This is a genomic window from Acidobacteriota bacterium (assembly GCA_040756905.1).
GTDB lineage: Bacteria > Acidobacteriota > Aminicenantia > JBFLYD01 > JBFLYD01 > JBFLYD01.
The window spans coordinates 20,644-41,978 of record JBFLYD010000034.1; the positions used below are offsets into that span (position 1 = coordinate 20,644).

Consider the following 21,335-nt stretch of genomic DNA (forward strand, 5'->3'; position numbering starts at 1 on the left):
GGTCCCTGCTCACTATTTACTATATTAGTATTTTCTCTCCACCGGTTGCCACATTGTTATGTTTACTGGAATGTATTCGAACCGGGGTCTTTCAGGAGTGAAATAAGTCATAGTGTGTTTCAGCCAATTTTCATCGTCTCTTTTGGTGAAGTCTCTTCTTGCATGTCCGCCTCTGCTTTCCTCTCTTCTCAAAGCACCATCTACAACAATTTCTGCCACATCGAGCATAAATTCTATCTCTAAAACGCTTATTAAATCTGTGTTGTAGATTTTATTTCTATCTCCTAAATATATATTTTTAAACCTGTCTTTTAACTCATGTATTTTTTCCAGAGCCTTTTTCAATGACTCTCCTGTCCGAAAAATACCGACATTGCTGTCCATTGTTTCTCTGAGTTCTTTTCTTATTCTGTATGGGTTTTCTTTGCCACTTTTGTTTAAAATCTCACCAAAAATTCTTTTTTCTTCTCTTTCCACTAAAGATTTTGATGGTTCTGGAATTTCTGATTTTTCTTTTGTATATTTATATGCTTCTTCACCGGTTATCTTTCCATAGACTAAACATTCAGCGGTGGAATTTGCTCCCAGTCTATTCGATCCATGCAAAGATACGCAGGCAGTTTCTCCCGCTGCCCATATACCTTCAGCGGTAGTTTTTCCATTTATGTCAGTATGAATTCCTCCCATAGAATAATGGGAAACAGGTCTTACAGGAATTGGTTCCTCAATCGGGTCAAGTCCAACGAATTTAATGCAGATTTCTCTTATCAATGGAAGTCTTTCATTTATTTTCTTAGCTCCAAGATGCCTTAAATCAAGATGGACATAATCCAATCCTTCAGGGCCTTTGAAGCCTCTTTCTTCTTCAATTTCAGTCATCGAAGAGCGGGAGACGATATCTCTCGGAGCAAGTTCCATTTTCTGAGGAGCATATTTTTCCATGTACCTTTCACCTTTGTTGTTTATTAAGTAACCTCCTTCACCTCTTGTGGCTTCAGTTATGAGAATTCCAGATGGAACAAGTCCTGTTGGATGAAACTGGATAAATTCCATATCCTTCAATGGAATCCCTGCTCGATATGCCATTGATAATCCATCTCCTGTAACAGAATGAGAGTATGTTGTAAATCCATATATCCTTCCAGCACCTCCAGTGGCGATTATGAGTGCTTTTCCTTTGAATAAAACAAATTTTCCAGAGCTCATATCAATACCTGTGATACCTTTAAATTTGTTGTCTTCCACAAGAATTGATGTTATGAAGAGTTCATTATAGATTGAAATTTTCGAATATTTAAGAAGGGTGTCGTAGAGAGTTTGCATTTCGAAAAATCCTGTCTTATCAGCTGCAAATGTTGCTCTCGGATAAGAATGACCACCAAATGGCCTCTGGGCAATTCTTCCATCTTCTCTTCGAGACCAGGGTAGACCCCAGTGTTCGAGCTGGATAATTTCTTCTGGCATAATTTTTACAAACCTTTCAGCCACATCCTGGTCTGCCAGAAAGTCAGAGCCTTTTACTGTATCCCAGGCATGGAGCTCAAAAGAATCTCCCTCTTCAGGTCTTAAAACTGCAGCAGTTCCTCCTTCTGCGGCAACAGAATGGGAACGCATTATTTGAATTTTAGATATTAATGCAATATCTGTTTTATCATTGGATAATTTAGCTATTTCGAGAGCAGCTCTAAGACCTGCAATTCCAGTTCCAAGTATGAGTATTTCATGAGATATTACATCCGCCATTTCTTCCTCCAGGATTTTATAATTAAATTTGAATATATTAATTATAAACACTTATGTCAAGGAAACAAGAGGAGGGACCTCATAGAGCTTTTTAATCATCTCAGCCAAGCCTTTGCTAAACCTGCAATCACAGATGTGCCAAAATCGGTAATTTTTTAAGGTCTAAATGAGTAGTTTAAGGAGAGTGAATGAGAAAATTTTTAGTAGTAATAATTTATACTCTTAGATTATTTGACTCAGATCTTAATTTTTGATAAAGGCTTCTAACTTCAGGATCTTCTTTTAGCCAGAGTGAAAATTCAATTTCTTCCAATGCGTTTTTATGAAGTTTAAGGTGGAAATAGACCCATCCAAGAAGATAATAATTATAGCTTTCATAAGGAGAAGCATAGATAGCTTTTTTTATTTCAGTTATAGCTTTATGATAATCTTTATTTTTTATAGAATTTAGTGCAAACTCAATGTAACTTCTTGATACATTTTTATCAGGGACTTCTGAAGAATTTTCGGCAAATAAAATATTAGGGATCTTTAGAAAATTTAAAGAGTTATCGATTTTTTTATCAGGTTCTTTTGAAAAATACATTTTTATTATTTCAAGTTCTTTTTTTGCTATAAAGTCAAGATTATTTTTAATTAATTTATTATAAAGGAAATTGTGGAAATTAAAATCTAAATGGTTGATTTGAAGAGAATTTTTTAAATTATCAAAGCATTCATCAGTATTTTCAGCAACAAGACTTTTATTAAAAAAGTAATCAGCAGATTTTTTTGTATCAAGCGCCATATTAAAGTATTCAAGGGCTTTTTCATTGTTGTTTAACTTTGCATAACATACACCGATATTGTTATAAATTATATCTTTATTCTTTGTATCTTTTAAAATCCTGTTTAAAATTTCAATTGCTCTTTCAAATCTTTCCAAGTTATAAAAATTCATAGCCAGAAGAAACGAGCTTTTATACGCAAAATCTTCGTTACCTTTTAAAAGCATGAGGTAGTTTAAACTTTTTTCATACTCTGATTTTTGAAAATATAGCTTTGAAATTTCCCAGAGAGCAAAAGGAAAATGTTGAAAATTTTCAAGGGATTTTTTAAAAAAACTTTCTTTTTTATCCTTTTCTTTTGCAATCATCCCTTTTATGAAATTTTCCCAGCTTGAAAGAGGTATGTCTGAATATTTTTTTAAGAATTCTTCCCCGTTCTTTTCTTCAATATGGATTTCATTATTGAGAATTTTCCAAGCTAAAAGATTTTGAAGAAAAATTAAACTTTTTAGCTCGCCTTCGACTGAGACAATTTCCTTTGGCTTTATATTCTTTAATTCGATCGATTCTCCTTTAATGTAAATTTTTTCATCCTCAATCTTAAATTCGCCGTATAAAATTTTTGATGCTTTTGCTCTGTTTCCAAGTTTTATCATCGTGGCTTTTGAGAAAGGAATGGAAAATGGAATTTGAAATTCTTCAAAGATTTGATTTCTCTCTTCCTGGGAGATTATTTCAAGGTTGTAATTATCAAAAAAAAACTCGAGGGAATAAGAGATACTTTCAGAAATCCAGGAGAAATTTTTATTGTTAGATTTATTTTCGAAAGGAAGTATTAATGTTTGGGAAGGTATAAAGGTAGGAAAAAACAAAAAAATACAAAAAATAAAAAAAATTTTTTTCATGAACTCTTTTTTTATCTGAGAAAAGATGAATTGTCAAGGCTATGGAGTTAAATTGTTAGAGAATATTACCCTCGGTATAATTTTTTAAGAATTTTTAAAATCTCAATATGAATTTCTCTAATAATTATCTGAGAGTTGATTAAGATATAATCAATTCAAAGAGCTGATAAAATAAGTTTTCCATGAAAAATCTTTGATATTCAATATCCAATCACTTTAAGAAAAAATGCTCTAAAATAATATGAAGAAGTTTGGGGGATGGGGATTTGCTTTTTGTCGCTGCAATGTATCACAGGAAAAAGGAGCGATTATGTAAGATATTCTGCTGATTTCTCAACCCCAATGATGGCGACCTGCTCAAAGCCATGGGGCGGAAGAGGATTTGCCAAATATAAATAATTTTGCATTTAGTAGCACTATATGCTAATATGACTGCATATGGTAAAAAGGCATTTCTGGCTTAAAAGGATAGAGGAATCATGGCAGAGGCGTTCTGTTGTCTGGCTATCGGGGGTTAGAAGGGCTGGGAAGACATACCTATGCCAGAGTCTACCAGGAATTGAGTATTTTGATTGTGAGCTGCCACGGGTGCGGCGGATGATGGAAGACCCTGAATCTTTCCTCGATGATTTAAGAGATTGCACAATTGTACTTGATGAGATCCATCGATTTCCGAATCCCTCCGAAATACTCAAAATTGCTGCTGACCACTACCCTGACATCAAGATACTTGCCACGGGATCATCCACACTTGGAGCATCATCGAAATTTAGAGATACCTTGGCCGGTCGTAAGACAGAGATATGGCTTACACCCATGACTTCCCATGATCTTGTTGATTTTGAGGATACTGATCTGAAACACCGTTTTCTTCACGGAGGACTGCCGCCTTTTTTCATGGCAAACACACTTCCTGAAAGGGATTTTCAGGAATGGATGGATGCCTACTGGGCTAAGGATATTCAAGAGCTGTTCAGACTTGAGCGGAGGTATTCATTTTTAAGATTTGCGGAACTTTTAATGGCTCAGAGCGGGGGGATATTTGAGGCAAACAGATTTGCCAGACCTTGCGAGGTAAGCCGGACAACCATTACTAATTATCTCTCTATCCTTGAGGCAACTTATTTAGTGCACATAGTACGTCCATTCAGTTCGCATCGTCCAACAGAGATAATCTCAGCACCAAAGGTATATGCCTTTGATACAGGCTTTGTATGTTATTATTGTGGCTGGCATGAACTGAGAAGAGATGACCTCGGAGTGTTATGGGAGCATTTTGTGCTTAATGAGATATATGCCCATCTGCAATCCAGGAGGGTCTTATACTGGAGGGATAAACGCGGTCACGAGGTGGATTTTGTATTGGTCAAAAATAAATTAAAGCCTGTGGCTATAGAATGCAAATGGTCTCAGGCAGAATTTGATCCATCTAACCTGAAGGCATTCAGAAGGCAGTATCCTGATGGAGACAATTTTGTGGTTTCATCAGATGTGAAGAAATCATTTTCTCGTACTTTTGATAGTATTCAAGTAAGATTTTTAAATCTGAAAGATCTGGTGAAGTCTATACTCATGGAGAGGATGGGGACTTAATCCATTCCACGTAATCTATACTCTCCTGATATATTAAGACTGAGCAAATCATATGCCAAATTGATTTATTATATTTATCAATAAATTATAATTTTATTAATAGATAAAAATTGAGAAATTTTTGCACAATTTTTAAATAATCTATAAAGCCAATAATTATGAGGCTCTATGGATTAATAAATGGGAAAAATTTGCACAAGATTTAATGAGCCTTTTTTGTGTCCAAAGATTTCAGATTCAAAAAGGGTGGAAGGGATAGAAGAAGAATTAATACAAACGAATAAAATAAGTTGACATGTAGGCCATGGCTTTAGCCTCGAATTAAGCAACCCTAAAGGGTTGCCCTACAAATTATTTATTGCTTTTGTATTAATTGAAATAAACTTCTTATTCTGATAAATATTGCCTGATGGAGAAGAGTATTAGAGAATTTCTGGAGGAAAGGGAAAGAAAGATTTTATCACCAAAAGCAGCTTTTAGTTCAGAAACAAAAGGAAGAAAAAAGCCTGAAGAATTGTGTTTGATAAGACCGGAGTACCAGAGAGACAGAGATAGAATAATCCATTCAAAAGCTTTTAGACGACTCAAACATAAAACACAGGTTTTCCTTTCTCCAACTGGAGATCATTATCGAACAAGATTAACCCATACCCTTGAAGTTTCTCAAATAGCTCGAACCATTTCAAAAGCTCTTTGTTTGAATGAGGATTTAACTGAGGCGATTTCCCTGGGACATGATTTAGGTCATACACCTTTTGGCCATGCTGGAGAAGAGGCATTGAGAGAACTTCTTCCAGGCGGGTTCAATCATTATGAACAAAGTCTTAGAGTTGTTGATTTTTTAGAGCAGAATGGAAGAGGTCTTAATCTCACCTATGAGGTAAGAGATGGAATTCTTAAACATTCAAAAGGGTTTGGGGAGATCTTTGTTGAAAAAGATGGACCTGAAACTCTTGAAGGGAATGCTGTCAGAGTTTCTGATTTAATAGCCTATGTGAACCATGATATTGATGATTCTATAAGAGGAGGGATAATAAAAGCTTCTGATCTTCCTCAGGAAGCAATAAAAGTTCTGGGAAATACCCATGCGAAAAGAATTAACACAATGGTTATGGATGTGATAAGAAATAGTGTTGAAAATGGAATGGAGAGAATATGTATGTCTGATGAGATTTTCAATGCCACTCAAAAACTCAGGGATTTTTTATATGAAGCAGTTTATTTTAATGATAAATCAAAAGCTGAATTAAAAAAAACAAAGAAAATAATCTATGATCTTTTTTATTATCTTATGGAACATCCAGAAAGAGGGGTTGAAGCTTTTCCTGTGGGAGATCTTCTGGAAACCAGGGTTGGAGATTTTATCGCAGGTATGACTGACAGATACGCTCTGAGGATTTATGAAGAGATATTTTTACCAAAGCCCTGGATGATTGTTTAGGATGAAAAAGAGTAAAATACCTCCAAGAGTTAAAATACTCGGTTTTGTTTCCCTTCTCAATGATTCTGCCTCAGAGATGATCTACCCTTTTCTTCCTGTTTTCATTACTAAATATTTAGGAGCAGGACCTGCATTTTTAGGCCTGATAGAAGGAGCTGCAGAAAGTATCAATAGCTTTTTAAAGCTGGGTTCTGGTTGGTTTTCTGATAGAGTGAAAAGAAAAAAACCTTTTGTTTCAATTGGTTATGTAATTGCTTCATTTTTAAGACCTCTTATTGGTATCGCAAGGTCATGGATTACAGTTTTTTTTCTCAGATTTTTTGACAGGGTAGGAAAAGGAATAAGAGCATCACCAAGAGATGCAATGATTGCAGAATCCTCCTCAATCGAAATTAGGGGAAAGTCTTTTGGTTTTCATAGGGGAATGGACAATTTAGGAGCATTCATTGGACCATTGATTGCTTTCTCCCTTGTAAAATTTGCAAACATTGATTTGAGAACCCTTTTCATTCTCACATTGATTCCAGGAATTTTTGTGTTTATCCTTGTTGTTTTCTTTTTAAAAGAAATTGGAAGCTTTAGCTCTGAAAAGGTCGAACATAGAGAAAATTCTAAATTTTCTTTTACTTTTAAGTATTACCTTTTTACTCTTATGATTTTTACCCTTGGGAATTCATCAGATACTTTTCTTTTTCTTAAAGCTACAGAGACAGGAGTTTCAATGGCATTCCTCCCAGTTTTATGGATGGCTCATAATCTTGTTAAATCATCTCTTTCGTATCCATCCGGGTCATTATCCGATAAAATTGGAAGGAAAAAAATTATAATATTTGGCTGGATTCTCTATTCGATAATATATTTTGGATTTGCTTTCTCCACGAGTCCTTTTCATGTATTATTTTTATTTGTAGTATATGGCTCGGTATTTGGAATTACTGAAGGAGTGGAGAAAGCTTTTGTAGCAGATATGGTGAAGCCAACTCAGAGAGGAACTGCTTACGGGCTTTATAATTTTATCCTTGGAGTTTCTCTTTTTCCAGCCTCTCTAATCACTGGAGTTTTATGGCAAAAGATAAATTCAAAAGCTGCATTTCTTTTTGGGGCAATGATGGCTCTTGTTGCATCAATCTTAATGATGATGCTAAAAGAATCTAAACAAAAGGAGATATAAAATGGATAGAATAGGAATAATTGGAATAGGTTATGTGGGTCTTGTTACTGCTGTTGGGTTTGCAGAGCTTGGATATAAAGTTACTGGAGTTGATAAGGATGGAGAGAGAATATCTCTTTTGAGAAACGGCATTTCTCCGATTTTTGAGCCAGGAGTTGATGAGCTTTTAAAAAAGAATGTGTCAAAGGGAAATCTATTTTTTTCAGATAAACTGGAAGATGTGGTGGATAAAACAGATATAATATTTATCTGTGTTGGGACTCCTTCCCTTGAGGATGGAAGAGCGGATTTAACTCAGGTTGAGGAGGTTTCAAGAAATATAGCCATGAATCTGAATTCATACAGATTAATAGTTGAAAAAAGCACTGTTCCTGTTAAAACAGCCCAATGGATAAAGCGGACTATAAAGTTATACAATCGAAAAAGGGTAGATTTTGATGTGGCTTCAAATCCTGAATTCCTAAAAGAGGGAAATGCTTTGAATGACTTTTTCCATCCGGATAGAATCGTAATTGGAGTGGAATCTGAGAGAGCAAGAGAAAAATTAAGAAGACTCTATGAAAGATTTGGTGTGCCGTTAATCGAGACAGATATAAATACTGCTGAAATCATAAAACATGCTTCGAATGCTTTCCTAGCTATGAAGATTTCATTCATCAACATGATAGCTGATCTCTGTGAGAAAACTGGAGCTGATATTGAAAAGGTTTCGATGGGGGTAGGACTGGACAGAAGAATCGGAACAGAGTTTTTAAAGGCAGGAATTGGATATGGCGGTAGTTGTTTCCCAAAAGATGTTAAAGCATTTTATAGGATTGGTGAAGAACACGGGTTGAATTTTGGACTTCTGCGAGAGGTGGACAGAATAAATGAGGAGAGGGTTGAAAAATTCATGAACAGGTTGAAAGAAGCCCTCTGGCTTTTCAGAGAGAAAAAAATAGGAATTCTTGGAGCTTCTTTTAAGCCAGAGACTGATGATATAAGAGAAGCACCGAGTTTAAAAATCATTGAAAGACTGTTGAAGGAAGGGGCGATCGTAAAAGTTCATGACCCAAAGGCTATTTCAAATTTAAAAAAGCATTTTGGGGATAGGGATGGCCTTAAGTATTGCGAAGAGCCATACGAAGTTGCAAGAGATGCAGAGGCATTGCTGCTTTTGACTGAATGGGAAGAGTATAAGGGGATAGATTTAAAAAGGCTAAAAGAATTGATGAAGACTCCGATTTTTTTAGATGGGAGAAATCTATTTTTTCCTGAAAAAATGAAAGAAGCAGGATTTGAATATCATTCGATAGGTAGAAAAAACTAAAAATGAAAGTTTTAATCACTGGAGCAGCCGGCTTCATCGGTTCTTTTTTGTGCGAAAGATTTCTCAAGGAAGGATGGTATGTAATTGGTCTTGATAATTTTCTCACGGGTTCAGAAGAGAATATATCTCATCTTTTTTCAAACTCAAATTTTAAATTCTACAAATATGATGTCACATATTTCATTTATGTGGATGAGGATGTGGATTTGATTTTACATTTTGCATGTCCTGCGTCTCCTCTGGATTATTCAAATCATCCCATCCACACGATGAAGGTTGATTCTCTTGGAACGCTTCACACTCTTGGGCTTGCAAAGAAAAAGAGAGCAAGATACCTTTTTGCATCCACATCAGAAGTATACGGTGACCCGGAAGTGCATCCTCAAAATGAAGAATATTGGGGAAAAGTGAATCCAATTGGACCGAGAGCAGTTTATGATGAAGCAAAGAGATTTTCAGAGGCCTTAACAATGGCTTATCATAGAGTTCATAAAATTGATGTGAGAATAGCAAGAATATTCAATACATATGGACCTCGAATGCGAATCGGAGATGGAAGAGTTATACCCACATTTATCGTAAACTCTCTTCAGGGAAAATCCATTCCTATATTCGGTGATGGAACTCAAACTCGAAGTTTTTGTTTCATCGATGATTTAGTTGATGGAATTTACAATCTCTCTGTAATTGATAATTTAGAAGGAGAAGTTTTTAATCTTGGAAATCCAGATGAATACAGAATTTTAGACATAGCAGAAAAGATAAAAAGGATCACAGAGTCAAAATCTGAATTTGAATATCATCCGCTTCCCCAGGACGACCCGAAAAAAAGAAAGCCTGATATAGAAAAAGCAAAGAAAATATTGGGCTGGGAACCGAAAATCTTACTTGATGAAGGACTGAAAATTACCATTGATTGGTTTAAAAAAAAATTATTAGGGTCAGGTCTTGACATGTGACATTATTCAATTAAGTATCTAATATTGAATATCTAATAAAGATTAAGTAAAACAAGATGAAATGGATTCTATTTTTAGCCTATTCATTTTTAGTGTTGATTTTTGGGTTAATTCCAGCAAAGAGTATAAAGAACAACAATGATTATTTCCTTGCCTCAAGGTCTCTTTCATGGAGAAGTCTTACCTTTACTCTTGTAGCAAGCTGGTATGGAGCCTCGTCAATTTTTGTTTCCATCAGTGAAGCCTACTGGAAAGGCTTGAGCTCTCTATGGATTATCGGTGTTCCAGCTTTTTTAACTCTTTTAATATTTTCATTTTTTTCAAGAAGAATTTATAACTCAGAAGTTAATTCAATTCCGGAGATTTTTAGAAAGAAAAACTATAAATTTTCTCAAGTTATAACTTCTGCTATTATTTTCTGGTATCTGATAGTTCTTTCATCATCCCAGCTCATTGCTCTTGGCCAGGTAATAGGAGGTTTCTTAAGTATTAAATATGAGCTCTCTCTTTTGTTGGGCCTTTTAATCATTCTTTTTTATTCAACTGGAGGTGGACTGAAATCAGTTGTTACAACTGATAAAATTCAGTTTTTTATCATTGTTGGAGTGATTTTATCGGTTTTTATTTTTTTATCCGAGAAAAACTTTAATTTTTTTTCTTCTGAAGAAATTATGAAATTAATGAATCCTTTTGACTCTATCACTGAAAATCTTTTGATTACTTTATCTTTCACGCTTGCATGGTTGATATCCCCAATTGTTTGGCAAAGGATAAAGTCTGGAAGAAATAATTATGAGGTAAAAAAATCTTTAATTCTTTCAGCATTAATTTTATTTTTTCTTTATTTAATATCAATCGGAATAGGTATACTTTCTCATCCTTTTAATTTTGATAAAAAAGAAGGAGAGTTATTTATTTTGCTTATAAATAAAAAATTGGGAATTATCCTCGGAAGTTTAGGTTTTTTAGCTGTTGTTTCTGCGATAATGTCTACCCTTGATACCACTCTGAATACTTCTTCAATGACTTTTACATGGGATGTATATGGTTATTTTAGAAAAAATCTCAGAGGTGGCCTATTAAAAATCTCAAGAATTACTTTAATTGGTTCAGGGCTTTTAACTTTTCTAATCGCCTACAGAATGGATGGTATATTAAAAACCCTCGGATTTTCTTCCGAAATAATTGCCTGCGGCTTTTTTATTCCCCTTGTTTATGTATTTTTCTCAAAAAGAAATTCTCCAAATGCAGTATCGCTTTCGATGATTTTAGGTCTTATAATTCCAGTATGGCACTTCATTCAAGCGTTTAAACTAATTCCCGAGCTTTTCCCAGCTTGGCCTTTATCTGTTCCAGTTGGGATTTCGATGAGTTTTGTGGGACTAATACTTGGAATAATTTTGGATTATTTTCTTACGAAAAAAACCTTATCGTTGAAAGAATAATTTCTTATTTCTCCTTTCTCAAGCAATGCATGGAGGATTTTTCCAATTTTTTCCTTATCAATCCCCAGAGATGCTGAAATATCATCTGAGGTGAGAGGTCTTCTCTTTAAAAGATTTTTAATAAATTCTATCTTGTCGGAATAAATTTCTTCTTTTTTTTCTTTTATTCCAGAGGAAATTACCTCTGTTTTTTCTCCAAAGATTTCTTTTATTTTTAAAAGTTCTTCATAAGATAAAGGAAGAGAAAATTTTTCCGTTCCAGGTCTTATAACTGTGTTAAGATGGATTTTATCAGGAGAGATATTTTTAATTTCTCTTTTCAATTTGAATATTTCTTCTTTGGTATCATTCACTCCTTTTACAAACAGAATTTCAAGAAAAATCTTTCCCTTATATTCTTTTCTTAATTTTTTTAATCCGTTTATCATCTTTCTAACTTTTATACTTTTATGGGGTCGATTGATTTTTCTGAATGTCACATCTGATACAGCATCCAGGGACGGAAGAATAATATCTGCTTTCAATAAAGCTTCTCTTACTTTTTTTAAATGGAGCAGACTCCCATTTGTAAGAACAGCAACAGGAATTCTTGTTGTATCTTTTATTTTAGAAATAATATCTTCAATTTTAGAGTGAAGGGTGGGTTCTCCAGAACCCGTTATTGTAATGTGGTCAATCTCTTTGTTGTTTTTTAATGCTTCTTTAAGTTCTTTTATGATTTCTTCAACAGGAGCCCATTCTTTAATTTCAATAGTTTTCTCTGTTGTTTTTCCACACTCACAGTAGATACAATCGAAACTGCATGTTTTTAGAGGAACTATGTCAATTCCAAGGGAAAACCCGAGCCTTCTTGATGAAACAGGTCCAAATATGTATCTCACTTAAGTTTATCCACAACGGATTTTACTTTTGCCTCCATAGAGATTTCTTTATCCCTTCTATCGTCGACTGTTAGCTTTGTTACTACTCTTTTCGCACCAAATTTGAATTGAGCTTCATGCATTTCTTCAAGAGCTTTCAGAATGTCTTCAAATTCGCCCTCTAAGATTGTTCCCATTGATGTAATTTGATAATTCAAATTTTTATAATTCTTTAAAACTTTTACGCTTTCAGTTACATAATCACTAACGCTCGTTGAGTAAGACCCAATTGGAATAATGCTCACTTCAGCAATAACCATAATCCCTCCTCTTTATTTAAAGATTTAGATATTAGTATAAATATTTACTTACAGAATCTCAACAATAAATTGGATGATTTAGCTTATCTGGGCAGCAAGGGTGACTTCGAAAACACGCTGTATTTTCCCCAGTCCCGCACTAACTTATTATTACCTAATACAAACGCATTGAATAAATTGTAGGGCAACCCTTTAGAGCCTGCCCCGAACTTGATTCGGGGGTTGCTTAATGCAAAGCTAAAGCCATGCCCTACATGTAACAATATTTTATGCGTTTGCTATAAATTAAGGAATTCATAATATCTCTACTTCCATCACTTAATTTTTTTGGGAATAAATACAGTTAGTGCGGGAGCACTCATGCTTCGCTCCCCCTCACTTATCCCGCTTCGCATTCGTGATGGTTTTCAGGAACCTTCGGTTTCTTGGACACCCTTGCTGCCCATAAAAATTAAATTAAATTCTCTTATCACAAAACTTTACCTGCTTACCTCAATACAAGGCAACGTCAAAGTCCATAAAATCGCACTTTAGATACCCTCATGTCATTCCCACGAAAGTGGGAATACAGTCTAATCAACAAATTCTGGATTCCTGCTTCCGCAGGAATGACAAAAAAGGGAACTTTGACGAAGTCATGACCTCAATAAGTTTTGGGCTGTACGATGAAAATTTTGGTTGACAAGGGAAGAATTTATGATAAATAATAAGCCAATGTTTCGTATTGAATCCCACGGACAGTCAGATTTAGGTCTGATACGGGAAAATAATGAGGATTATTTCGGCATTTACAGAATTTCAGAAACCCATCAGATTTTTATAGTAGCGGATGGAATGGGAGGGCATAAAGCAGGAGAGATTGCCAGTAAACTTGCAGTTGAAAAATTTTATGAATCATACAGTACAGAAATACAGAGTAACAGTCTTGTTGATTCCATTAAAAAATCTATCGATGAAGCAAATAAAGCTGTTTTTTATGAGGGAAATAGAGGAGATGAAAAAGTCGGGATGGGAACAACCCTTTCTGTTTTGATTCTCAATGAAAATAAAGCATATTTGGGTCATGTAGGGGATTCCAGGGCCTATCTGATAAGAGACAACAAAATTCATCAGCTCACAACTGACCATTCCCTTGTTGGAAAGATGGTAAGAGAAGGGGTTATATCTAAAGAAGAAGCAAGGCTTCACCCTCGAAAGAATGTTCTTTACATGTCTCTGGGAGTAAAGGAGGAAATCGAGCCAGAAATTATTAAAGATTTACAGATTGAGGGTGGAGATATATTTCTACTCTGTTCAGATGGGTTAAGCAATTTGGTAACGGAAGAAGAGATCGTTGAGAATGTTACTCTTTACGATCCAGAGGAGGCTATTGACAATATGGTGCAAGTTTGTCTTGACCGGGGAGCTCCTGATAATGTTACAGTCGAAGTTATAAAGATTGAGAAAGAAATTCCAGTGGAGGATGAAAAAGAAAAAACAGCTCCTGTTAAACGAATTAAAAATAGAAGGATTATTTTTTTAATTTTAATCTTAGCAATATTGGTTTTATCCTCTTTGCTATTTTTTTTGCTCAACAAAGATTTTTTTAGAAATGTTATACCCTCAAAAGAATCTCCTAAGGAGAAAATCCAAAAAGTTAATGATGGATTGAAAGAAAAGATAAATTTTATTAGCGTTGGAGCTGAAAAGAATTTTTACTTTCAAAAAGATTTGAAATGGATATTTGAAAATGGGAATGAATTTTTACTTTTCAACGGAGAAAGTATCTTAAAATTTAATTTTAGCCAGAGCAGTCTCTTTAATCAACCTTTCCCAATCCGCCCAGATGAATTTCCCTTATTAAGGAGAGGAGAGTTAAATTTTATAATTGCCAGAGTAGATAACCCCGGCAATGAAATAAAAATTTATGAGAGCGGAAACCCTGAAAGAAGTTTATTTTTAGTAAAAAAGGGAAAATTCATTCTGAAGGGGTATTTAAAAGACAAAGACTTAATTGAGATTCCTGATTTAAATGAGCCATTTATCCCAATTTACTTTGATGAAGAATATTTTTTATTCAGAGATAAAATAAAATTATATTTAATATCAGAAATTAAAGAAAATGATATAAAATTTTCTAAGAGAATAATTGATTCATCAAAAGTTTTTACTCAAAATGATAATATATTTATCTGGAGTAATGATAAAAAAAGAATCGAAGTTTTTAACATGAATCAGGGTTTAAATCAGTCTACATGGGTTTATGAAAATTTTCCAGTTTTGCTAAAAGATTTTCTCGAGTTGTATTCCGGGAATCAGAATCTAATTTTGTTTTTTCGGGAAAAAGCTATTGTTTTCGAAAAAGACAATTTAAATAATTTCAGGGAATTGTCCTATTTTGCTGATCAGAAAAAGTTAACTTGGGATGTTATAATTAAATCCAGAGATGGAAGTAAAATAATCTGTATAAATGAAATAGAGGGAATTTTTTATTCTGATAATAAATTTGCTTATTCAGAAATTGTTGAACGGAAGGCGAGCAATATTAATGATGAAGTACCTTGCCGTCGAAGAATCCCCGCCATTTCTTGTCCTGAACTTGATTCAGGAATGGCGGGGTTCTTCAATAACTGAGGTTAATCGGAATGAGGTCATTAATATTAATTTTGTTGTACACTTTTTTGGTTATCTTTTTGGGGGTTCCAGCAATTATATTTTCATACATTACAGGAGCTAAGGATTTGCTTTTTAGGTTAGGTAAATTTGGGCTACGGCTTTCAAAACCGATTCTCGGGATGAAATTGATAGTGCTGGGAAAGGAGAATATAAATTTTAAAACTCCTTATGTATTTATGGCGAATCACCAGAGTTTTATTGATGGTCCTCTTGGATTTTACTTGATTGATATCCCTGTTAGAGTTTTTCCAAAAAAGGAAGTATTTAAAATACCTATAATCGGGCTAGGAATGAAACTGGCGGGATTCATTCCTGTTGACAGAAAAAACAGGGTAAAAGCAAGATCAGCGATAGAAAAAGCAGTGGAAATCATAAAAAAGGAGAAATGTTCATTTTTGATATTTCCGGAAGGAACAAGAAGTATCGATGGAAATCTCTTGCCTTTTAAAAAGGGAGGCTTTGTTCTTGCAATAAAGAGTAATGTTCCAATTGTGCCAATTTCTATTGTTGGGTCAAAGGATATTATTCCCAAAGGGAAATTTTCAGTAAGAAAGGGGACTGTAAGAGTAAAATTTCATTCTCCAATTTCAACAGATGGATATACAATTGAGGACAGGAATAAACTTGTTGAAGTCGTAAGAAATGAAATTAAAAAAGGATTGGAGGAAAAATAAATGGATGATTTGATAGAAAAAATAATTTCGGAAAGAAATAGAATAGCAGAGGAATTTTTCAATAAGAAAAAAATTTTATTGTACGATGTTGGAGAGAAAATATCTCAATCGCTTAAAAATGGGAAAAAAATATTAATTTTTGGGAACGGAGGCTCTGCTGCTGATTCCCAGCATTTTGCAGCAGAACTTGTCAATAAGTTTAAAAAGAAAAGGAGGGCTATCCCTTCGATTGCCCTTACGACAGATACATCGATTCTTACATCGGTTGGAAATGATTCATCTTTTGAAGAGATTTTTTCAAGACAGATTGAAGCACTTGGAGAAAAGGAAGATTGGGCAATAGGAATATCAACCTCAGGAATTTCCTCTAATATAATAAGAGGTCTGGAAAAAGCCAGAGAACTGGGTTTACACTCCCTTGCTTTAACAGGAGAGGGTGGAGGTAAGCTTAAATCCATATCAGAATATTTGATCGATGTTCCTTCAAGGGAAACTCCTCGAATTCAGGAATTTCATATATTAATTCTTCACATAATCGCTGAAATCATCGAAAATGAACTATCTCCTTGATTTTATTATTTATTTTATTTAATTTATAATAGTATTCATTACTGAGGGAGAGATAATATGGATTTTAAATTTGCTAAAAGAGTTAACTCTCTTGAGGTTTCTTCCACGCTTGCATTTTTAAATGTTGCAAATGAAATGAGGGCAAAGGGGATAAAGGTAATTGATTTGGGAGCAGGCGAGCCTGATTTTAATACTCCGGATAACATAAAGAGAGCAGGTATCGATGCCATTGAGAAGAATTTTACAAAATACACTTCAGTAAGCGGGATAGATGAGTTAAAAGAGATTATATGCGAGAGATATTTTATTGAACAGAGAGTAGGATTCTCTAAAGATGAAATTATCGTTACTTCAGGAAGTAAGTTCTCTCTTTTCCTGATAGCTTTAGTGCTTTTCGAAAAAGGAAATGAGGTAATAGTCCCGAAACCTTTCTGGGTTACATATCCAGAGCTTGTTAAGTTTACAGAATCGATTCCAAAGTATGCCAGAATAATCGATGATAATGGAAAGAGTGTTTTTAACGCAGATAGCTTTTTGCCATTGATAAACAAAAAAACAAAAGCAATCATATTAAATTATCCTTCCAACCCAACTGGAAGCATTATTGATGAAGAAAGCTTGAAAAAACTTTCTGAACAGGCTGTTAAAAAGGGCTTTTACCTTATTGTGGATGATTGTTACAGACATATTATCTTTGATAATAGAAAATTTCCATCTATAATCGAACTTTATCCTGATGCGAGGGATAAAATTATAATTGTTGAATCTCTTTCCAAATCCTACGCCATGACAGGGTGGAGAATTGGGTTCACATTAGCATCAAAAGAAGTAATAGAGGAAATGAATAAGCTCCAGAGTCATTCTACTTCAAATCCTACATCCATCTCCCAGAAAGCAGCTTTAGAAGCTTTAAAAGGAAATCAGGATGAAGTTGAAAAAATGAGAAATATTTATGAAAAAAGGAGAAATTTTATAATTTCTTTGTTAAAAGAGATAAGAGGAGTTGAAGTTGAAACTCCAGAAGGTTCCTTCTATGCATTTCCTTCTTTTAAATACTATATCGAGAATGGAAAATTTAAAAATACTCAGGAAATATCAAAATATCTTTTAGAAAAAGCCAATGTTATCTGCTTACCAGGAGAATCTTTTGGAGAACCGGGATACATTAGATTTTCATTTGCAACATCTGAAGAAGATATTAAAATTGGGATATCAAAAATAAAACAGGCTCTCGAGTCTATTTAAATAAGAACATAGATAAAAAAATTTTTATTTTAAAATATTTAAAAGAATTAGAATATTATATCCTTATCCAGTAGGAGAATTTTACAAATAAAGCTTTATTCGTTCGATTTAACCTATAATAACCATTATTCTCTTCAACTAAATAATTGCTGTCGAAGCCAAGGAAGAAAACCGTTCCTGGTCTGTAGATGTAGCTCAATAAGAAATTTCCAAATAATTCTTTATAGTAGTGATCATAATCCACTATCGTTCTAATCGATAGCTCTTTGGTTAATTGATAGGTAATTCTGTTTCTTATTACATCATAATCCCACATCAATTCTTTTCTATTTTTGTCTTTCCATAAGGTGTTTTTGTTATAGTTTATTGAAAAGTTTAATCTATCAGAAGGCCTTAGAGTTATGTTTGCATTAAAAGATTGGCCCCATCCGAGGAAAGGATTTTCCTCATCATAATTAATTGTATCTCCTTGAGAATAGTTTATCCAGAAAGTTAGCCACCAGAGAATATTTGAAAATGCCCTTGCTTCATACCTTTTCTTTTTAAAATCGATATCTGCAAATCTTTCCATGCTGTCAAAGTATTCTGTTGAAAAGAACGTATTTGCTGTAAACTGAATTCTTAACTCGAAAGAGTTCCTCTCTTCAATTGGAATCCCCTTAAAATCCTCCCATCTTGCAATCTGAATCTGAGGAGTAATTGCTGTGAGGAATTTTTTCTGGGGAAGGATATTGTATTCAAAAATTCCTCCCCATTCTTTAAAATCAGTTCTATTTACAAAACCTGATGCTGCCTCGAAATCAGGAGCGATGCTTTTATAATAAATGCTTGAATAAAAATTTCTTGAGTCATACTTAAAGTTGTAATACTGAGCGGAAGAAAATCTTTTTTCGTTCTCTGAGGGTCTCTTTTGAGAACCCAGAACTTGAAAAGTGAGATAGAAATTATCCTGCCATTTAAACTGGCCATCTATTCCGCCAGCTCTACTGAATTTATTTCCCACGGGATCATACAGATATTTATCAGTGAGAGTGAACCCTACAAAGGATTCTTTAAAAATATCAGCTTTCATCCTAAATATATTAAACAGGGCTTTCAATTGAGTAATTTCAGTGTTGTTACTATCGCTTATTTCCCATAAAGATTCAGTTGATTTTTCATCCATTGCTGAGATGTATCCTAAAGTAAATGGTCCAACTTTCCCTGTTAGTTTTGCACCCCAGAGTGGATCTGTAATTCTTCTTGTATAGATTAGATCTATTAAACCGAAAGGAGATTGAAATATTTCTTCTCCTTCGAGGAAAAAAGGTCTTTTTTCTGGATAATATAACGCATACCTCTGATTTAACTCAATCTGGGGAACGTCAGCTTCTACCTGGCTAAAATCAGGATTATATGCAAAATCAAGGGTTAGATTGGATGTCAATCCATACTTTAAATTAATACCTTCTTCAGGCTTCATTTTTTCCTTGTTTTTTTGGAGACCTGTTATTACAGGAATTATCTCTATGTTGTTAGAAGTGGCAATTTTTGAAGGCAGTTTTATCTGAGCAGCCTGCGGAAGGCTTCCACTTATAGATCTTTTCATCACAGGCCATGTGATAATCTCCCCTTTTCTCGATATATTTCTTGTAAGGATAACCCTCCAGATTTTGTTCTCTTTTTTTGGAAAACGGAGACTTTTAAAAGGAATTGCAATCTCAACTGTGTAACCATCATGGTTGATCTTACCATCGCTTGAAAATACAGTATCCCAGCTATCACCGCTCATTCCTCTTCCCCTTTGACCTCCTCCCATTCCTCCGCTTCCTCTTCCCCCTCCTTCTTCTGTTCTTATTCCATCAGATTGGACTCCAAGAGGATTTACATTGAAACCAAAAGCTCTTCTTTTTTCATTAAAGGTATCAATTGTTATCGAAACCCAGTCATCCTGTCGAATGTTATCTCTGTTTGTAACAGAGGCTCTGATTTTCATCGGATTGGAATCAAAACAGCGAAATGCGACGTAAAGATTTTTTGTATCACAACCAAGGTATGCAACTGTTTTCTCGGAAGGTGTTCCCATTTCTTTTGGGATAAACTGAGTGAAATTTTCGATTTTTAAAGCTTCTTCTTCCCATAAAGGATTATCAAGAATTCCGTCTATTCTTGGAGGCTTGGAAAAAACAGGGATTTCATATATATTGTCGTCAGAAATAACATTTAAAGGACAAAAGACAATTGTAAACACCAAAAACAGTATCCATATAATATGTTTTTTCAGAAAAAATGGAAATAAATCTTTTTTCATTTTTTATAAAAAAATTATAACATATTATACGCATAATTTTGATAAAAAGAATATTTTATGTCAGATACAACAGTTCTTCAATCTATCGAAGATGAGTCATTCTTTATTTTAATTTTTCTTCAATCAATTACTTTTAATCTAACTTTTCTTTCAAAATAATTTCCCATCATTCCTTCCCCGGGCTTTGCCTTGACAGACTCTCCTTTTGTAAGCATTACCTGTAAAATCAATTCTGAATCCTGGGCAGAATCAGTGGGTCTGATTGACATTGGAAGAACAGAAACTTTTGCTCCTTCAAGTCCTTCAAATTCATCACCCACAATTCTACACCCCATCGGTAGATTTACATCCCAACCAGGAGAAAACTTTGAGAGAGAGGTTGTTTCAATAGTATTAGGGTCTACATAAAGCCATGCATTCCTGTAAGGAGCTTCTATGTTATCCTCCTTTAAGCAACCTATTAATGTGAGCACTGTTTTTATTTTATTTCTCTTTACAGAAATCAAAAAACTCCCATCGGGTTGTTTCAAGGACTTATTTGTATCTTTATCCAGGATGTCGATAATAGTTTTTCCATCATCCTTCCATGGACCATTATTTACATGACAGGAAAGACAGTTCTTTGATTTCCCCAGGATTCCCACAGCTGGTGGATATGAAAATCCCCAATAAGATAATCCTGCTAATAATATTAATAGCATCGGGATTGTGATTGTCTTTAATTTCATTTTTCTTCACCTCCCATGATTTTATTTTATTGATACCATAATTTATCCTTTGTCGACTTTTGTATTTCTGGTTGTTTTATCATAAATAGTTTATTTTTTCCAAAGTTTTTAATTGAAAATATCAAGAACCTCCCTTACCTTCCTTGCAAGAGCTGATGGAGTAAAAGGCTTTGATAGAAAATATGCCTTGCCCTCAGAAATTTCAGAAAGAGAAATTCTATTATCAGCATATCCAGAGATATATAATACTTTAATTTTAGAATGTATTCGTCTAATCTCCTCTGCCAATTCAGGACCTTTTTTTTCTGGCAAGATAACATCGCTGATTAGTAAATCTATCTTATCTTTATGGACTTTTGCCTTAAGAATAGCCTCCTCTGCATCTGAGGATGAAATCACACTGTATCCTATTATGTGTATTCTTTCTCCCAGGGTGAAGGAAGATCTGTTAAGCGATGTAAATGAAATGTTATCCTCAATGTGAGCATTCTCTCCCTGCCTGCAAGATTTATTTTCCTTGCTTCTCCTTCAATATGATGTGTAAAAATATACCCTGTAGTTATATAGATGGCAATAAATGTGAGAGTCAGAATACCTATAAAAATAAATTTTGTGGTTATGGATTTAAGTTTCAACTTCCTTTACCTTTTTAAATATTTC

At 34.2% G+C, this 21,335-nt stretch carries 19 protein-coding genes; 10 read left to right on the plus strand and 9 right to left on the minus strand.

Going from position 1 to position 21,335, the window contains the following annotated elements; all coding sequences use genetic code 11:
• Positions 1-24 precede the first annotated feature (24 nt).
• Both AB1410_05075 and AB1410_05080 read right to left on the minus strand, forming a co-directional pair.
• Positions 25-1,743, minus strand: a complete 1,719-nt coding sequence (locus AB1410_05075) for a succinate dehydrogenase/fumarate reductase flavoprotein subunit (protein MEW6456072.1) — start codon at positions 1,741-1,743, stop codon at positions 25-27.
• A 214-nt stretch (positions 1,744-1,957) separates the two neighbouring features.
• Entirely contained in the window at positions 1,958-3,415 is a 1,458-nt protein-coding gene (locus AB1410_05080) for a tetratricopeptide repeat protein (GenBank protein MEW6456073.1), read from the minus strand.
• A gap of 438 nt (positions 3,416-3,853) precedes the next feature.
• On the opposite strand from AB1410_05080, the gene AB1410_05085 reads away from it, so the two are divergent.
• Positions 3,854-5,008 carry an ATP-binding protein gene (locus tag AB1410_05085; protein MEW6456074.1) on the plus strand — a complete coding sequence of 385 codons (1,155 nt, stop codon included), beginning with the start codon at positions 3,854-3,856 and terminating at the stop codon, positions 5,006-5,008.
• 173 nt (positions 5,009-5,181) lie between these two features.
• Here AB1410_05085 and AB1410_05090 read toward each other — a convergent pair whose 3' ends face one another.
• On the minus strand, positions 5,182-5,337 hold the full coding sequence (locus AB1410_05090; protein MEW6456075.1) for a sigma 54-interacting transcriptional regulator: 156 nt from the start codon (positions 5,335-5,337) through the stop codon (positions 5,182-5,184).
• A gap of 80 nt (positions 5,338-5,417) precedes the next feature.
• Between AB1410_05090 and AB1410_05095 the strand changes: the two genes are divergently transcribed.
• Genes AB1410_05095 through AB1410_05115 form a run of 5 tightly spaced genes read left to right on the plus strand, consistent with a single transcriptional unit; the run spans position 5,418 to position 11,333 of the window.
• Positions 5,418-6,449 carry a deoxyguanosinetriphosphate triphosphohydrolase gene (locus AB1410_05095; GenBank protein ID MEW6456076.1) on the plus strand — a complete coding sequence of 344 codons (1,032 nt, stop codon included), beginning with the start codon at positions 5,418-5,420 and terminating at the stop codon, positions 6,447-6,449.
• A gap of 1 nt (position 6,450) precedes the next feature.
• A complete protein-coding gene (locus AB1410_05100) occupies positions 6,451-7,620 on the plus strand; it encodes an MFS transporter (protein ID MEW6456077.1) in 1,170 nt (389 codons plus the stop codon).
• Position 7,621: 1 nt separating this feature from the next.
• Positions 7,622-8,929 carry a UDP-glucose/GDP-mannose dehydrogenase family protein gene (locus AB1410_05105; GenBank protein ID MEW6456078.1) on the plus strand — a complete coding sequence of 436 codons (1,308 nt, stop codon included), beginning with the start codon at positions 7,622-7,624 and terminating at the stop codon, positions 8,927-8,929.
• A gap of 2 nt (positions 8,930-8,931) precedes the next feature.
• Complete coding sequence (locus tag AB1410_05110; GenBank protein MEW6456079.1) at positions 8,932-9,888, plus strand: UDP-glucuronic acid decarboxylase family protein; 957 nt, start codon at positions 8,932-8,934, stop codon at positions 9,886-9,888.
• Between the two features lie 56 nt (positions 9,889-9,944).
• Positions 9,945-11,333, plus strand: coding sequence for a sodium:solute symporter family protein (locus AB1410_05115; GenBank protein MEW6456080.1), 1,389 nt, complete (start codon positions 9,945-9,947; stop codon positions 11,331-11,333).
• On the opposite strand, the gene AB1410_05120 is transcribed toward AB1410_05115, so the two are convergent.
• Both AB1410_05120 and AB1410_05125 read right to left on the minus strand, forming a co-directional pair.
• Positions 11,294-12,214 carry a radical SAM protein gene (locus tag AB1410_05120; protein ID MEW6456081.1) on the minus strand — a complete coding sequence of 307 codons (921 nt, stop codon included), beginning with the start codon at positions 12,212-12,214 and terminating at the stop codon, positions 11,294-11,296. The genes AB1410_05115 and AB1410_05120 overlap by 40 nt on opposite strands.
• Positions 12,211-12,513, minus strand: coding sequence for an MTH1187 family thiamine-binding protein (locus AB1410_05125; GenBank protein ID MEW6456082.1), 303 nt, complete (start codon positions 12,511-12,513; stop codon positions 12,211-12,213). The genes AB1410_05120 and AB1410_05125 overlap by 4 nt, the downstream gene beginning before the upstream one ends.
• A gap of 696 nt (positions 12,514-13,209) precedes the next feature.
• Here AB1410_05125 and AB1410_05130 point away from each other — a divergent pair.
• Genes AB1410_05130 through AB1410_05145 form a run of 4 tightly spaced genes read left to right on the plus strand, consistent with a single transcriptional unit; the run spans position 13,210 to position 17,657 of the window.
• Positions 13,210-15,126 carry a Stp1/IreP family PP2C-type Ser/Thr phosphatase gene (locus AB1410_05130; GenBank protein ID MEW6456083.1) on the plus strand — a complete coding sequence of 639 codons (1,917 nt, stop codon included), beginning with the start codon at positions 13,210-13,212 and terminating at the stop codon, positions 15,124-15,126.
• 11 nt (positions 15,127-15,137) lie between these two features.
• Positions 15,138-15,842: a lysophospholipid acyltransferase family protein gene (locus AB1410_05135; protein ID MEW6456084.1), complete on the plus strand. Its 705-nt coding sequence runs from the start codon at positions 15,138-15,140 to the stop codon at positions 15,840-15,842.
• Positions 15,843-16,412 (plus strand): D-sedoheptulose 7-phosphate isomerase, encoded by a 570-nt coding sequence (locus AB1410_05140; protein ID MEW6456085.1) that lies wholly within the window; start codon positions 15,843-15,845, stop codon positions 16,410-16,412.
• Positions 16,413-16,469: 57 nt separating this feature from the next.
• Positions 16,470-17,657 (plus strand): pyridoxal phosphate-dependent aminotransferase, encoded by a 1,188-nt coding sequence (locus tag AB1410_05145; GenBank protein ID MEW6456086.1) that lies wholly within the window; start codon positions 16,470-16,472, stop codon positions 17,655-17,657.
• Positions 17,658-17,712: 55 nt separating this feature from the next.
• On the opposite strand, the gene AB1410_05150 is transcribed toward AB1410_05145, so the two are convergent.
• The 4 genes from AB1410_05150 to AB1410_05165 all read right to left on the minus strand — a co-directional run bounded on the left by AB1410_05150 (position 17,713) and on the right by AB1410_05165 (position 21,310).
• Positions 17,713-19,887: a DUF5916 domain-containing protein gene (locus AB1410_05150; protein ID MEW6456087.1), complete on the minus strand. Its 2,175-nt coding sequence runs from the start codon at positions 19,885-19,887 to the stop codon at positions 17,713-17,715.
• Positions 19,888-20,066: 179 nt separating this feature from the next.
• The gene (locus AB1410_05155; GenBank protein ID MEW6456088.1) at positions 20,067-20,675 is read right to left on the minus strand and encodes a hypothetical protein; all 609 of its coding nucleotides are present in this window, start codon (positions 20,673-20,675) and stop codon (positions 20,067-20,069) included.
• 108 nt (positions 20,676-20,783) lie between these two features.
• The gene (locus AB1410_05160; protein ID MEW6456089.1) at positions 20,784-21,074 is read right to left on the minus strand and encodes a response regulator; all 291 of its coding nucleotides are present in this window, start codon (positions 21,072-21,074) and stop codon (positions 20,784-20,786) included.
• Positions 21,075-21,085: 11 nt separating this feature from the next.
• Entirely contained in the window at positions 21,086-21,310 is a 225-nt protein-coding gene (locus tag AB1410_05165) for a hypothetical protein (protein MEW6456090.1), read from the minus strand.
• Positions 21,311-21,335 lie beyond the last annotated feature (25 nt).

What these genes read in the sequence shown, in the direction of transcription:
- AB1410_05075 (MEW6456072.1), bottom strand. Translation starts at nt 1,743, where the DNA reads ATGGCGGATGTAATATCTCATGAAATACTCATACTTGGAACTGGAATT.
- AB1410_05080 (MEW6456073.1), bottom strand. Translation starts at nt 3,415, where the DNA reads ATGAAAAAAATTTTTTTTATTTTTTGTATTTTTTTGTTTTTTCCTACC.
- AB1410_05085 (MEW6456074.1), top strand. Translation starts at nt 3,854, where the DNA reads ATGGTAAAAAGGCATTTCTGGCTTAAAAGGATAGAGGAATCATGGCAG.
- AB1410_05095 (MEW6456076.1), top strand. Translation starts at nt 5,418, where the DNA reads ATGGAGAAGAGTATTAGAGAATTTCTGGAGGAAAGGGAAAGAAAGATT.
- AB1410_05100 (MEW6456077.1), top strand. Translation starts at nt 6,451, where the DNA reads ATGAAAAAGAGTAAAATACCTCCAAGAGTTAAAATACTCGGTTTTGTT.
- AB1410_05105 (MEW6456078.1), top strand. Translation starts at nt 7,622, where the DNA reads ATGGATAGAATAGGAATAATTGGAATAGGTTATGTGGGTCTTGTTACT.
- AB1410_05110 (MEW6456079.1), top strand. Translation starts at nt 8,932, where the DNA reads ATGAAAGTTTTAATCACTGGAGCAGCCGGCTTCATCGGTTCTTTTTTG.
- AB1410_05115 (MEW6456080.1), top strand. Translation starts at nt 9,945, where the DNA reads ATGAAATGGATTCTATTTTTAGCCTATTCATTTTTAGTGTTGATTTTT.
- AB1410_05125 (MEW6456082.1), bottom strand. Translation starts at nt 12,513, where the DNA reads ATGGTTATTGCTGAAGTGAGCATTATTCCAATTGGGTCTTACTCAACG.
- AB1410_05130 (MEW6456083.1), top strand. Translation starts at nt 13,210, where the DNA reads ATGATAAATAATAAGCCAATGTTTCGTATTGAATCCCACGGACAGTCA.
- AB1410_05135 (MEW6456084.1), top strand. Translation starts at nt 15,138, where the DNA reads ATGAGGTCATTAATATTAATTTTGTTGTACACTTTTTTGGTTATCTTT.
- AB1410_05140 (MEW6456085.1), top strand. Translation starts at nt 15,843, where the DNA reads ATGGATGATTTGATAGAAAAAATAATTTCGGAAAGAAATAGAATAGCA.
- AB1410_05145 (MEW6456086.1), top strand. Translation starts at nt 16,470, where the DNA reads ATGGATTTTAAATTTGCTAAAAGAGTTAACTCTCTTGAGGTTTCTTCC.
- AB1410_05155 (MEW6456088.1), bottom strand. Translation starts at nt 20,675, where the DNA reads ATGAAATTAAAGACAATCACAATCCCGATGCTATTAATATTATTAGCA.